Source organism: Campylobacter sp. BCW_6889, assembly GCF_001762535.1.
GTDB lineage: Bacteria > Campylobacterota > Campylobacteria > Campylobacterales > Campylobacteraceae > Campylobacter_D > Campylobacter_D jejuni.
Genome location: NZ_MJWZ01000023.1, coordinates 138304 through 152598 on the forward strand (window position 1 = coordinate 138304; position 14295 = coordinate 152598).

General features: G+C 30.3%; 13 protein-coding genes and 1 pseudogene. 10 read left to right on the forward strand and 4 right to left on the reverse strand.

Going from position 1 to position 14295, the window contains the following annotated elements:
• Positions 1-6 precede the first annotated feature (6 nt).
• The 3 genes from secF to yajC are packed head-to-tail and all read right to left on the reverse strand — an operon-like array spanning position 7 to position 2823.
• Positions 7-978 (reverse strand): protein translocase subunit SecF, encoded by a 972-nt coding sequence (gene secF, locus AJ939_RS02530; protein WP_002858025.1) that lies wholly within the window; start codon positions 976-978, stop codon positions 7-9.
• Positions 978-2558, reverse strand: a complete 1581-nt coding sequence (gene secD, locus AJ939_RS02535; RefSeq protein ID WP_070240191.1) for a protein translocase subunit SecD — start codon at positions 2556-2558, stop codon at positions 978-980. The genes secF and secD overlap by 1 nt, the downstream gene beginning before the upstream one ends.
• Positions 2551-2823 carry a preprotein translocase subunit YajC gene (gene yajC, locus AJ939_RS02540; RefSeq protein WP_002786346.1) on the reverse strand — a complete coding sequence of 91 codons (273 nt, stop codon included), beginning with the start codon at positions 2821-2823 and terminating at the stop codon, positions 2551-2553. Before yajC ends, secD begins: the two co-directional genes overlap by 8 nt.
• Here yajC and AJ939_RS02545 point away from each other — a divergent pair.
• A pseudogene (locus tag AJ939_RS02545) lies at positions 2796-4122 on the forward strand (apolipoprotein N-acyltransferase). The gene yajC and the pseudogene AJ939_RS02545 sit on opposite strands and share 28 nt — an antisense overlap.
• A gap of 236 nt (positions 4123-4358) precedes the next feature.
• Here the strand turns inward: AJ939_RS02545 and metK are convergent.
• Positions 4359-5555, reverse strand: a complete 1197-nt coding sequence (gene metK / locus AJ939_RS02550; protein WP_002861817.1) for a methionine adenosyltransferase — start codon at positions 5553-5555, stop codon at positions 4359-4361.
• 139 nt (positions 5556-5694) lie between these two features.
• On the opposite strand from metK, the gene sstT reads away from it, so the two are divergent.
• From sstT to smpB, 9 genes are read left to right on the forward strand one after another with little or no spacing between them, the layout of a single operon-like run.
• A complete protein-coding gene (sstT, locus tag AJ939_RS02555; RefSeq protein ID WP_070276528.1) occupies positions 5695-6918 on the forward strand; it encodes a serine/threonine transporter SstT in 1224 nt (407 codons plus the stop codon).
• 9 nt (positions 6919-6927) lie between these two features.
• Positions 6928-7815: an aspartate carbamoyltransferase catalytic subunit gene (locus AJ939_RS02560; protein ID WP_044780198.1), complete on the forward strand. Its 888-nt coding sequence runs from the start codon at positions 6928-6930 to the stop codon at positions 7813-7815.
• A gap of 3 nt (positions 7816-7818) precedes the next feature.
• Positions 7819-9540, forward strand: coding sequence for a M3 family oligoendopeptidase (locus AJ939_RS02565; RefSeq protein WP_070276526.1), 1722 nt, complete (start codon positions 7819-7821; stop codon positions 9538-9540).
• Positions 9534-9971, forward strand: coding sequence for a hypothetical protein (locus AJ939_RS02570; RefSeq protein ID WP_044779148.1), 438 nt, complete (start codon positions 9534-9536; stop codon positions 9969-9971). The genes AJ939_RS02565 and AJ939_RS02570 overlap by 7 nt, the downstream gene beginning before the upstream one ends.
• Entirely contained in the window at positions 9968-12043 is a 2076-nt protein-coding gene (locus AJ939_RS02575) for an ATP-dependent helicase (protein WP_002866122.1), read from the forward strand. The genes AJ939_RS02570 and AJ939_RS02575 overlap by 4 nt, the downstream gene beginning before the upstream one ends.
• Positions 12040-12858 (forward strand): tRNA pseudouridine(55) synthase TruB, encoded by an 819-nt coding sequence (gene truB, locus AJ939_RS02580; RefSeq protein ID WP_002870522.1) that lies wholly within the window; start codon positions 12040-12042, stop codon positions 12856-12858. Before AJ939_RS02575 ends, truB begins: the two co-directional genes overlap by 4 nt.
• A complete protein-coding gene (csrA, locus tag AJ939_RS02585) occupies positions 12852-13079 on the forward strand; it encodes a carbon storage regulator CsrA (RefSeq protein WP_002852854.1) in 228 nt (75 codons plus the stop codon). The genes truB and csrA overlap by 7 nt, the downstream gene beginning before the upstream one ends.
• Positions 13076-13843, forward strand: coding sequence for a 4-(cytidine 5'-diphospho)-2-C-methyl-D-erythritol kinase (locus tag AJ939_RS02590; protein WP_002870521.1), 768 nt, complete (start codon positions 13076-13078; stop codon positions 13841-13843). The genes csrA and AJ939_RS02590 overlap by 4 nt, the downstream gene beginning before the upstream one ends.
• Entirely contained in the window at positions 13840-14292 is a 453-nt protein-coding gene (gene smpB / locus AJ939_RS02595) for an SsrA-binding protein SmpB (protein WP_044779146.1), read from the forward strand. The genes AJ939_RS02590 and smpB overlap by 4 nt, the downstream gene beginning before the upstream one ends.
• The last annotated feature ends 3 nt before the right edge of the window (positions 14293-14295 follow it).

Here is a 14295-nt window from a genome sequence, read left to right on the forward strand (position 1 = left end):
TTCTCCTTACACTGTTCCTTTTTCATACATTGCACGATTGCGTTCTTTATCTTGTTTTCTTTTTGCTTTTTCAATTTCTTTATTTCTAAACTCAAGCACACTAAATTTAAACCATAATAATGTCGGACTTGCAACAAAAATAGAGCTTAAAGTTCCCGCTATAATACCTACAATTAAAGCCAAAGAAAATCCTTGTATCATTTCCCCGCCAAAGAAATAAAGTATCACAACGGTTGCTAAAGTTAACCCTGAAGTTAAAACCGTTCTTGATAAAGTTGCTGAAACACTTTCATTGATAATAGGTGCAAGTTCGGTTTTTTTACTTGTTTTAATGCCTTCTCTGATTCTATCAAAAATAATAATTGTATCATTCAAAGAGTATCCAAGCACAGTTAAAACAGCAGCCAAAGTATCTAAATTGACATCAATTTTAAATAAAGAAATTGCTCCTAAAGTAATCACAACATCATGAATTTCACTGATTATAGCCGCAAGAGCAAAACGCCACTCAAAACGCAACGCTATATAAATTAAAATTGCTATCAAAGATACAGCTATAGCCATAAGTCCTTTATTTCTAAGTTCATCACCTACTTTTGGTCCTACCACATCAGCACGACGCACCTCAAATTTTCCCGTATCCTTTAAAAGAGTGCTTATATGCTCGCCTATATCATTGCTTACATTATCATTACTTCCTAAAAAGCGTATAGTTACTTCTTCATTGCTTCCAAACTCAGTTACAGATAAATTTTGAAAAGTTCCTTGATTTTCTAAAATTTCTCGAATTTGCGTTATAGGAGCTGCATTTTCATATTTAAGCTGAACTAAAGTTCCTCCGCTAAAATCAATGCCATATTGTAAACCCCTATCCCAAAGTAAATAAATAGAACCAAAAAACAAAATAAAAGAAAGGGAAATAGCAGCAAAACGCATTCTCATAAAATCATAAATTTTCTTTTCGCTAAAAAACTGCATTATCTTCTCCTATAGCCAAACCAAAATCTTGTATTATTATTTTTTTCTATGCGTTGCATAAAATAATCAAACATTCCGTGAGTTCCTAAAATAGCTGTAATCATAGAAACAACGATACCAATTCCCAAAGTCACAGCAAAACCTTTAACTGCTCCTGTTCCATAGGCATAAAGTGCTACCGAAGTAACTAAAGAAGTGATATTTGAATCTATAATCGCACTCATAGCATTTTTATAACCTTGTTCTATACTAACTCTTATATTTACTCCATCTCGCAAGAGTTCTCGTATACGCTCATTGATAATCACATTTGCATCTACTGCCATACCCACAGTTAAAACAAGTCCTGCCATCCCTGGTAAAGTTAAAGTTGCTCCAAACATAGCCATAACAGCAACTACTACCAAAACATTAACTAGCATTGCAATATTTGCAAAAATTCCTGCCACACCGTAATACATCATCATAAATACTACAATAAAAACCGATGCACCGATTAAGGCTATCATACTCATTTTAATACTATCAGCACCTAAAGATGGTCCTATGCTTCTTTGTTCAAGTAATTTTACAGGCGCAAGCAAAGCTCCACTTCTTAAAGCTACCGCCACATCGCGTGCTTCTTCTTGAGTAAAAGCTCCACTGATTTGCCCACTACCTCCGCCTATGCGTTCATTGATAGATGGAGCAGAATATACTTTATTATCAAGTACAATAGCAAGACGCTTTCCAACATTTGCTCCTGTATAATCAGCAAATTTTTTAGAACCCTCGGCATTTAAAGTAAAATTAATCACAGGATAATTACTCTTATCACTAATCCCTACTCTAGCATCAGTAAGCATAGATCCATCTAAAATAGGTATACTTTTTAAGGTATATTTTAAATTTGGATTTCTAGAATCAGGCACTAAAATCAGTCCATAACTCGCAGCCTCAGCGTCGCTCATTGTGGAAGCTTGACCCATTTTAGAATCATCAACTTCCATAAGTTGTAAATGTGCTGCTTTTGTGATGCGTTCTTTTGCTCTTAGTTCATCTTCTTTGGTTTTAATCCCTGCAAGTTCAACCAAAATCTTATCATTACCTTGTTTAGCAACTGTTGGCTCTGCTAAACCAAATTGATCAAGCCTATTTCTTATGGTTTCAACTGCTTGCAAAAGTGCAAAATTTTCTATATTTTTTACTTCTTCTGAGGTAAAAGAAATTTTATAGTGCATATTTTCACTTTGTATATTAATTCCTTTTATTTCTTTAAGCAAATTTTCAACTTTTGCAATATCCGCATTATCAAGCAAAGTAAATTCTAAAATATCATCATGGGTATTTAAGCCGTCATTTAAAATATTTTCTTTATTAAAAGAATAACTCAATGAAGATGCAATTGATTTTATTTTAGATTTTACAGCTTCTTCATTATCTACACCTAAGAGCATATAAAGCCCACCTTGCAAATCAAGCCCTAAATTAATCTTCACACCACGTTCTGACTGCAAAAAAGAAGGGAGTGAAAAAGCCACTCCAAAAATAAATACCGCTATAAAAATAATCAAGCGATAATTGATTTTAGAATTACGCATCAATTTTCTTTGCTATAAATTCTCTTGAAATTTTTGCAGTAACATTGTCTTCATTAAGCTTAACTTTGATAAAATCCTCCTCTGGTTTTACGACTTCACAAATAAGTCCGCCATTAGTGATGATTTTATCTCCTTTTTGCAAAGACTCAAGCATTTGTTTATGTGCTTTTGCTTGTTTTTGTTGCGGTCTGATCACCAAGAAATAAAAAATTGCAAATAACACTACAAGAGGTAATAATGAAGTTAAAATTGAATTTTCTGCCATATTTTTCCTTTATTCCAAAAAAATTAAACACTAATTCTATCATTTTTAAAATAATAAAAGTCTTTTTTATTGCAATTTTACTTTCAAATTCTATTTATCTATCATTTTTTGAAAATATTTTTACACAAACCATTAGCCCATTTTTAGCTATTTACGGGTTAGTTTTACTTCTAAAAAGTAAAAATTCTAAACAATATTTTTGGATAGGTTTTTTTGTAGGGATTCTTTGGTTTTGGTGGATTGGTTTATCTTCAATTTATTTTAATCTAAACTATTTAGTACCAATTATACCAATTATCATTGGTTTTATTTATGGACTACTTTTTAGATTATGTTATTTATTAAAATTTGATTTTTTAAGACTTTGTGGAATTTTTTGCATAAGTTTTATCCATCCTTTAGGATTTGATTGGCTTAATTGGGGAATTTTTACAGTTTATGGTTTTTTTGACCCGAGTTATCGTGGTATTATTTGCATATTTTTAATAGCATATTTCATCTATGAGGGTTATATATCAAGATATTATAAAATAGCAATTGTTCTTGTTTTATTCTTTAGTGGATTTCAATATAATGAAAAACAAGCTCAAACTCTTAATTTAAACTACAAACTCATCAATACTAATATCTCTCAAGATCAAAAATTTTTACAAGAAAATTTAAAATCAAATTCTGATATCCTAATTCAAGATATATTTCAAGCTATAAATGAAAAAAAAGAACTTGTAATCTTGCCTGAAACCGCTTTTGCTTTTGATTTAAAAAATACCAAATATGAACTTATGCTTAAAGAATTATCTTATAAAATTACCATTATTACGGGAGCATTTTATACTGAAAAAGAGCATACTTACAATAGCACGTATATCTTTAAAAAAGGCAATGTCTATATTTTAAATAAGCATTTTTTAGTTCCCTTTGGTGAAGAAATTCCATTTTTTAAAGACTTAATAAAAAAATATTTTCTTAAAAATATTGAAGAATTTTCCCAAGGTCCTATACAAAGCAAATATAAATTAGACAATCAAATTATTACAAATGCAATTTGTTATGAAGCTACCAAAGAACAAAACTATCAAAATTCACAAATTATTATAGCTCTAAGCAACAATGCTTGGTTTAATAATAGCAGCGAATACAAACTCCAACAACTCTTAATGAAATTTTATGCAAGTAAATATGGGGTTAGTGTTTATCATGCTACAAATGGTAAAGAGAATATAGTTATACTCCCTAAAAAGCTTTTAAGTAAAGATTGGAAAAAATTTATCCAAAGAAATATTTAATGATAAAAAATAATATTAAAATTTTAATTTTAAAGTAATTTAAGTTATTTTATATTATAATTCTGTCAAATAATATTTTGACTTAGAGGGGTTTTTACCCCAAAGCTAAATTAATTTAGCTTCCTTCCTAACTTTTATATTTATGGGGGATATTGAAAAATATCCCTCTAAGTCAAAAATTAATACAACTTCATTAATTCTTTATAATTATACAAGCCTTATTTAAGCTTGTATAATATTGTTAATTTTTTAAAGCAGCTTTTTAAACTGTTCTAGAGCATCAAGTTGTTCCCAAGGATAGTCCTTTTGTCCTACTTGCCCACGAGCCGCTACATCCGCATAAAGAAAAGTTTCTTTACTTGGTTTATCCAGATGAAATTTATCACGGATCCAATTTGGCGTTAAAGAGAAGTTTTGCATAACAAAATCACTTAAAACATCATCATTTACACTGGTATTTGTGCCCATACAATCCACACTTACCGAAGTAGGTTTTGCAACACCTATAGCATAACTAAGTTGAACAATACATTTTTTAGCAAGCCCTGCTGCAACTATATTTTTAGCTAGCCATCTACCTGCATAAAGTCCACTTCTATCAACTTTAGTATAATCTTTGCTCGATTGTGCGCCACCACCTATTGGAGAATAACCTCCAAAACTATCTACTATAAGTTTTCTTCCTGTTAAACCACTATCATGTAAAGAAGAATGATTAATATATTTACCAGTTGGATTGATTAAAATTCTAGTCTTATTAGGGTCAAAAAGTTCTTTTGGTAAATTACTATCTAAGATAAGTTTCATCACCAAAGATCTTAAATCTTCTATTTTCATACTTTCAACACAAGGCGCAGAAACTACTATAGTATGAATACTTTGCGGTTTGCAATTTTCAAAATTCGCCTTAGTGCCATAATCAATAGTTACTTGAGTTTTAATATCCACGCCAAGTTCGTGTGGATTTGCTTTTGCATAAGCGTAGACTTTATCACATAACATTCTTGCATAGCTAATGGCTGCTGGCATGTATTCTTCAGCCTCACAACTTGCAAAACCAAACATAATGCCTTGATCACCTGCCCCTGTTTCGCCATCTTCTTGATCAACACCTTGATTGATATCAGGGCTTTGTTCATTTAAAAACACCATAACATCAACTTCATCAGGATGCAAACACTGCTCTTTGTTAAAATGCCCTGCCCCATCATAACCAATGTTTTTTAAAACATCTTTAACTAAATTATCGTAATCAGCTTTACTAAGTTTGTGATTTGACTTAACTTCGCCTCCTATCACAACCTTATTTCCTGCGACAAAAACCTCACTCGCCACCCTTGAATTTTTGTCATTTTTCAAGAGTATATCCACTATCGTATCAGCGATTATATCAGCGCACTTGTCTGGATGACCTGCACTTACGACTTCTGAAGTGAATAGATACATAAAAAGTCCTTTCATTTAAAATGAACCACAATTGTATCCAAATAAACTTATCAAAGCTTGATAAATTAAAAATTCTCTAAAATTAAGCAAAAATTAGCTAAAATCAACTTCTGATGTAAAAAATATTTAAAAGGTTTTTATGTTTTCTAAAATCATTCAAAGCTACGCTAAAGGCAACCTCATAGTTCAAATTTGCATAGGTATAGTACTAGGAATACTTATAGGCATTAGTTCTAAAGAAATATCTGAAATTGCAAATTTACTCGGAATACTTTTTACAAGTGCCTTAAAAGCTATCGCTCCTATGCTTGTTTTTGTTTTGATTTTAACTTCAATTTGCACTAAAGATTTTTCTCAAAGTGGTGCTAAGATCAAAAATATTATCATTTTATATATAGTAGGCACCTTTCTTGCTTCAGCTTGTGCGGTTCTTGCTAATTTTTTCTTTCCTGTAAAGCTTGTTTTAGATGGAATTCAAACCGCTACAAACTCATCTCCAACCCACATGAGTGAGATTTTTAAAGATCTTTTATTTAAAATTGTCGATAATCCTATAAATGCTCTTTCAAGTGGGAATTATTTAGGAATTTTAACCTGGGCAATAGCTGGAGGCATAGCATTAAAACACTGCTCTAACGAAGTAAAACAAGTTTTTATAGATATCAATGAAGGGGTTTTGAAAATTGTTAAATTTGTAGTAAAACTTGCTCCTTTTGGAATTTTTGGACTTGTGGCTAATTCTGTAGCACAAACAGGAGCACAAGGCTTACTAAGCTATATAAAACTTTTATTTTTACTTGTAGCTACTATGCTTTTTGTTACTTTTGTTATCAATGCCTTAATAGTTTTTTTTTATACAAGAAAAAATCCTTTTCCTTTGATTTTTATCTGCTTAAGACACAGTGCATTTTTTGCTTTTTTCACAAGAAGTTCAGCGGCAAATATCCCTGTTAATATGGCACTTTGCGCCAAACTTGGCATAGATAAAGAATTTTATGGCATTTCTATACCTTTAGGAGCTACTATCAACATGGCAGGAGCGGCAGTTACTATAGCTATTTTAAGTCTTACTACAGCCAATACCGTTGGTATAGAAATCAGTCTTTTGCAAGCCCTTTTATTAAGCATTATTGCCACCTTTGCAGCTTGCGGGGCTAGCGGAGTTTCGGGTGGATCCTTACTGCTTATACCTTTGGCTTGTTCTTTATTTAATATAGACTATGATATTGCTATGAAGGTAGTTGCCATAGGTTTTATTATAGGGGTTATTCAAGATAGTGTTGAAACTGCTTTAAATAGTTCTACAGATGTTCTTTTTACAGCAATTTGTTCTAAAAATGAATTAAATTATAATATCAAATAAGGTAAAAGCATGCGTCATCTCATCACTACAAAGGATTTTAATAAAGTCGAAATTATGGAGCTTTTTAAAGAAGCAAGTGATTTCTTAGATGAAAAACCTAGAACTTTTCTTAAAGGAAAAAGTATCACGACAATTTTTTTTGAAAACTCTACACGCACCCTTTCATCTTTTGAAAGCGCTGCAAGAAGATTAGGTGCTAGGGTTTTACGCCTTGATGTTTCAAGATCAAGCTCTAGCAAAGGAGAAACTCTTTATGATACTGCTGCTAATTTAGATGCCATGAGTCCTAATGCTATTGTTATAAGACACGCAAACTCAGGAGTTCCTTTGATATTGGCAAAGCATATGCATTGTCCAGTTGTTAATGGAGGAGATGGAAAACACGCCCATCCTACCCAAGCTTTGCTAGATTTATTCACTATTTATAATCATTTTCAAGGCGATGTCAAAGGTAAGAAAATTTGCATCGTAGGTGATATTAAAAATTCCCGTGTTGCAGCGTCCAATATAGAACTTTTAAGCAGATTTAATCTTGATATTACCCTAGTAGCTCCACCACATTTTATGCCCAATACCCATCTTAAAAAACATTATAAGCTTGATGAGAATATCATAGCAAATTCAGATATTATTATGAGTCTTAGAACACAAACAGAAAGACATAATAAAACCGTTTATGCTTCACTTAAAGACTACGCAAATGATTTTTGCATTCAAAAAAGCTTAGTAAAAGATAAAAAGCTTATTTTACTACATCCAGGCCCTGTAAATCGCAATATTGACATAAGTGATGAAATGATGAGTGATGAAAGAACTTTAGTTTTAAAACAAGTTAAAAATGGAGTGGCTATTAGAATGGCTGTTCTTAAAAAACTCATACTAGAAAATGAAGGATAAAAAATGTTAGAATGGGATTTAAGCGCTTTATTTCACGATAAAGAAACATTACAAAATTTTACACAAGATCAAATCCAACAAAGTTTAAATTTTAAAAAAGACTATGAAAATAAACTCTATACATTAAATGCTAATGAGTTTTTACAAGCTTTAAAAGATTATGAAAATTTAAATCAAGCTCTTGGCAAAATCATGACTTATGCTTATTTGCTTTTTGCTAAAAACACTCAAAATGGTTCTTTTTACGCACAATACGAAGAAGAATGCAAAAAAATAGAAGAAAATTTACTCTTTTTCGAGCTTGAATTTTGTGAGTTAGTTCCTGAAAAAAGTCAAGAATTTACAACTTTTTGTAAAGATTATGATTTTTATCTTTCTAATTTATTGCAAAACAAACGCTATAATCTTAGCAAAAACGAAGAACGCATTATGCTCTATCTTTCAAATACAGGTGCAAATGCTTTTAGTAGGCTTTTTGATGAAAGTATGAGTGCTTTAAAAATCCCTTTTGAAGGTAAAAAACTTAGCGAAGAAGAAATTCTAAGCAAAATGTATGACGAAGATAGAAAAATACGCAAAAAAGCTGCTAAAAAATTCAGTAAAGTTTTGCAAAAAAATAGCAGACTTTTAAGTTTTATTATCAATATGATAAAAACAGAAAGAAAAAATATAAGCTTATTAAGAGGTTATGAAAATGCTGAAATTTCAAGACATATCAGCAATCAAATTTCGCAAAAAAGCGTTGATTCCTTGATAGCAAGTGCGCAAAAACATTTTAACCTAGTATCGCAATTTTACAAAAGAAAAAAACAAATTTTGGGCTATGATGAGCTTAAAGACTATGATAGATATGCACCCATAGGAAAAGAAGCAAGTTTTGATTTTAAAACAAGTAAAAATATTGTTTTAGAGGCATTTCAAGCTTTTTCTCCGCAATTTTATGATATAGCAAAAAATGCTTTTAATCAAGGCTGGATTGATGTTTATCCACAAGAAAATAAACAAGGGGGTGCTTTTTCACATTCTGCAACTTCTGATGCGCATCCTTTTGTTTTATTAAACTACACCGATAAAAGGCGTGATCTTTTTACACTTGCACATGAATTAGGACACACTATCCATCAAAAACTTTCTTACAATGTAAGCTACTTAAATCAAAACACACCTTTAACCACCGCAGAAACAGCTTCAGTTTTTGCCGAAATGCTCGTATTTGATTTTATTAAAGATAAGTTAAAAAAAGAAGAACTCCTATCTTTATATGCAAATAAAATCGAAGATATTTTTGCAACTTTTTATAGACAAATTAATTTTACTTGTTTTGAAAGACGCTTACATGCTCAAGAAAATGAATTAAGCACCGAAGAAATCAATAAAATTTGGATGGAAGAATCTCAAAAAATGTTTCAAGATAGCGTAAAACTTACAAAAAATTATGCTTCTTGGTGGAGTTATATTCCTCATTTTATCCATTCTCCTTTTTACTGCTATGCTTATGCTTATGCCCAACTTTTAGTTTTAGCTCTTTATGGACTTTACAAAAGCAAAAAATGTGAAAATTTTAAAGAACTTTATATCAAAATGCTTTCTTTAGGTGGAAGTGTGAGTCCAAAAGAACTAGTAGGAATGTTTGGATTTGATATAGAAGATGAAAATTTTTGGGAAATAGGCATAAAAGAAATTCAAAAACTCATCAATGAATTTATGGAGTTACAATCATGCTAGAAACAATCTTAAAAAATAAAAATTTTATCCATACCATGCAAAAGCATTGTTATGAAGTTATTTCACACCTTATAGAAGAAAATATAGAATTTTCTATAGTTGCAAATACAAATTTCATAGATTTCAACCCTGAACTTCCCAAAGAGCTTGATGTTAAACAAAATCCTTATGCTCTTTTTGCCCTTGGAGGATACACCTTTGAATCCATACAGCTAAATAAAGATTTCATTCAATTTCACGCAGGTTTTGGTAATGATGATTTTGATAGTTTTGTAAAGGTTGATTTAGGAGCTATCACGCAAATTCAAATAGAAAATAGCATTTTATTTGTTAATTTTAGCCTTTATAAACGTGAAAATAGTAAAAATTTACAAAAATCTAAAAATATATTTTTAAATAATCCAAAAAATAAAGATATTTTCAAAAAATGAATCTATTTGAAGATTTAAATGATAGCCAAAAACAAGCGGTAAGCCACATTGATGGAGCTATGCTTATCCTAGCAGGTGCAGGTAGTGGAAAAACCAAAACTATCACCACTCGTCTTGCTTATCTTATCGGTGAAGTAGGCATCCCCTCGCATAACACTCTTACTCTTACTTTTACGAATAAAGCAGCTAGTGTTATGCGTCATAGAGCATTAAATTTTCTACAAGGTAATCACAATCCTTTGCTTTGCACCTTTCACAAATTTGGACTTTTATTTTTAAAACTACACTTTGAAAGATTGGAGCGTAAAAATAGTTTTATTGTTATCGATACAGATGATACAAAAAAAATAATTAAAGATTTAATCCATGATAAAAACAAAGATAATGTCTATGATATTATCAAATACATATCTTATTGTAAAAATGAAGGCAAAAGAGTAAGCAATGTCTTTGAAGATTTAAATTTACTAAAAGAACATAATTTTGAAAAATATCAAAATGAATACAAATTTGCCAACTATTACCGTGCTTATGAAGAATACTTATTAAAGCAAAATTTTGTAGATTTTGATGATCTTTTATTGCTAAGCAATCTCATTTTGGAAAATGATATAAATTTTGCCAAAGAACAAAGCTTACTTTATAATTACATTACAGTTGATGAGTATCAAGATACTAATACCTTGCAATATAAAATTCTAAAAAATCTATGTTGTATGCATGAAAATATCACAGTTGTTGGTGATGATGATCAAAGTATTTATAGTTGGCGTGGAGCAAAAATTGAAAATATTTTAAATTTTCAAAACGATTTTAAAAATGTTAAACTTGTAAAACTTGAACAAAACTATCGTTCAGTAGGGACTATTTTACAAGCAGCAAATAATCTCATATCTCACAATGAGCAACGACTTGGAAAAACTTTAATCTGCACTAAAGATACTGGGGAAAATATTAAAATATTAAAAAACGAAAACGAAAAAGATGAAGGTTTATATATCGCTCAAGAAGTGAAAAAATTGCTAAATTCTGGAGTAGAAGCTAAAGAGATCGCCGTTTTATTTCGAGTTAATGCACTATCAAGAGCAATAGAAGAAGCATTTATGAAGGAAAAAATTTCTTATAAACTGCTTAGCGGTATGCGTTTTTATGAAAGATTAGAAATAAAAGATTTAATCTCGTATCTTAGACTTATCTTAAATCCAAACGATGATTTGTCATTTAGGCGTATTATTAATCGCCCTAAAAGATCCATAGGAGAAAAAGCCCTAAAAAATTTAGAAGAATATGCAAAAAAACGTCAAATTTCACTTTTTGATGCCTTATGTGAAAGCGATGGCGGTGTAGGAATTTTAACAACAAAAAAAGCACAAAATGAAGCAAATATTTTTATACAAAATATTCACACTCTAAAAAGCTACGATAATGCAAAAAAGGTTTTTGATAATATAGAAGAATTATTTAAAATCAAAGATTATTTTTCAGAGCAAGATGATGGAGATGAAAGAATCAGAAATCTTGATGAGTTTTATGCTAATCTAAGAGAAAAACTCAAAGAAGATCCCGAAGCTTCTTTAGAAGATCTACTTAGTGAAATTTCTTTATTAAGTGATCAAGATAATTTAGATGAAGAATGTGTTTGCTTGATGAGTATTCATGCTAGCAAAGGTTTGGAATTTGATTATGTTTTTATAATAGGCTTTGATGAAGGATTTTTTCCTTTAAATAGCGAAGAAAATCTCGAAGAAGAACGCCGTCTTGCTTATGTTGCCATCACTCGCGCCAAAAAATTTCTCACAATAAGTGTTGCAAATTCTCGTTTTTATCATGGTTCAAGAGCAAATATCAATCCTAGTCGCTTCTTAGAAGAAAGTAAATTAATCAATGAAAAATCAAAAAATCAAAATATACAAAAAACTAGCTTTTGTAAAGGAGATCTAGTTAAACATAAAATTTTTGGCATTGGTAGGGTTGTTGAAGTTAATAAAAGCGGAAAAGAGGAAAAGCTTAATATTAATTTTGGTGGTATAATGCGTGTAATCATGGCAAGCTTTGTGGAAAAAGCAGTATGAACAAGATCTTTGCAGCCTTTAAACCAAGGGGTTTGAGCTCTAATGCCTTTTTAAGCACTTTAAAGAAAAAATATAAAAATAAAAAAGCAGGATATTCTGGCACTCTTGATCCTTTCGCCAAAGGGATTTTAATCGTTGCATTTGGACAATACACAAAACTTTTCCGTTTTTTAAAAAAAACTCCAAAAACCTATAAAGCTACTTTATGGCTTGGAGTTTACTCCTTAAGTCTTGATGATCAAAATATAAAAGAAATTAAAAATATAAAAGAATTTGATCTTGCAAATTTACAACAAATCGTTGATCAAATGCAAGGAATTATCTCCTATACACCACCGCAATTTAGCGCCAAAAGAATCAATGGAACTCGCGCCTATGAACTTGCAAAAAAAGGTATAGAAGTAAATTTAAAACCTTGTCAAATGGAAGTATTTGATTGCAAGATCTTAAGCTATAATCATCCTTTTTTAAATATTGAAATCACAGTCAGTGAAGGTGCTTATATAAGATCTTATTGCGAACTTTTTGCTAGAAAACTAGGTATTAATGCGACTTTAAGCTCTTTAGAGCGCATTAAAGAAGGTAAATTTGTTTATAATAATGAGAAAAGCTTAAATGTGTTAAAATACATTAACCTAAAGCCAAATTTTATCAAGAATTTAAGTAAACTCGAAAATGGTGCTAAAATTTTTGTCGAAGAATTAGAATTTCATGATGAAGGAGATTATTATATTGAAACAGAAAAATATTTTAGCGTAATTAATATTAAAGAAAATACAGTAAAATATCTTCTGAATAAGGTTGAAAAATGTTAATATTATCAAGAAAAGAAAATGAAAGTATAATTATCGGAGAAGGTATAGAAATCAAAGTCGTTCAAACAGGGAAAGGATATGCCAAAATAGGCATAGAAGCTCCAAAATCTCTTATGATACTTAGAAAAGAACTTGTTCAACAAGTAAAGGATGAAAATTTGCATTCTGTTGTTCAGAATGATATTAAACTTGATGACTTAAGCAAAAAACTAATCAAATGAAAGCTTACGCTAAAGCAAATATTTTTTTAAAACTTACCGGTTTTGACTCAAGAAAATATCATCTTTTAGAATCACGATTTATACTTTTAAAAGATCTTTTTGATGAGCTTGAGCTTGTTGATAAAGAATCAGACTCTAAAAAAGAATTTGAAATCATTAGTAATTTTAAATGCGAAAATAATATTATTCAAAAGGCTTATTTGCTACTTTCTAAAAGATATAATAACGAATTAAAAGAATTATTTAGCAAAAAAAGCCTAAAACTCACAAAAAATATCCCAGTATGTGCTGGGCTTGGTGGTGGAAGTAGCGATTGTGCGAGTTTTTTACTACTAATGAATGAAACCCTAAATTTAAAATTAAACCTACAAGAACTTATAAATTTAAGCATACAACTAGGAAGTGATATTGCCTTTTTTTTAAGTGGCTTTCACTCTGCTAATGTAAGTGGCTGTGGTGAAATTATAAAAGAATTTGAAGATGACATACCTAATTTAAAATGGACTTTTCCACAAATATCTTGCCAAACTAAAGCTGTTTATGATGAATTTGATAGAGGAATATTTGACTTTCAAAAAAACAATAATCAAGCGCAAATCTACAAAAAACTCAGCACAAAAGAGTTGTTACAAAACTTTAAAAACAAAGAATTAAATGATTTATTTACTCCTTGTGCAACTTTATATCCTAAAATGAAGTCTTACTTACAAGAAGATTTTTTTCTAAGCGGTAGCGGTAGTAGTGTTTTTAAGGTTGATCGATGAAAATTATTGCGAGAAATAAAAAAGCTTTATTTGATTATAGCATCATAGAACGCTTTGAAGCCGGAATTGTCCTTAAGGGAAGTGAAGTTGTAGCTTTAAGAGCAGGAAGAGCAAATCTTAAAGACTCTTTTGTTCGCATTATAAAAAATGAGATTTTTTTACTTAATTCTCATATTTCATTGCTTCATACTACACATTCTTTCTATAAACACGAAGAAAGAGATGCTAGAAAGCTTTTAATGCATAGAAAGCAAATTGATAAATTATTAGGTAAAGTAAGTATAGAAGGATATACTATCGTTGCATTAGATCTTTATTTTAACACAAAAAATAAAGTAAAAGCCACTCTTGCTTTAGCTAAAGGGAAAAATTTGCACGACAAGCGTGAAACTTTAAAGAAAAAGCAAGCCGATTTAGAAGCTAGAGCTGCTATGAAAAATTATAAATAAAGG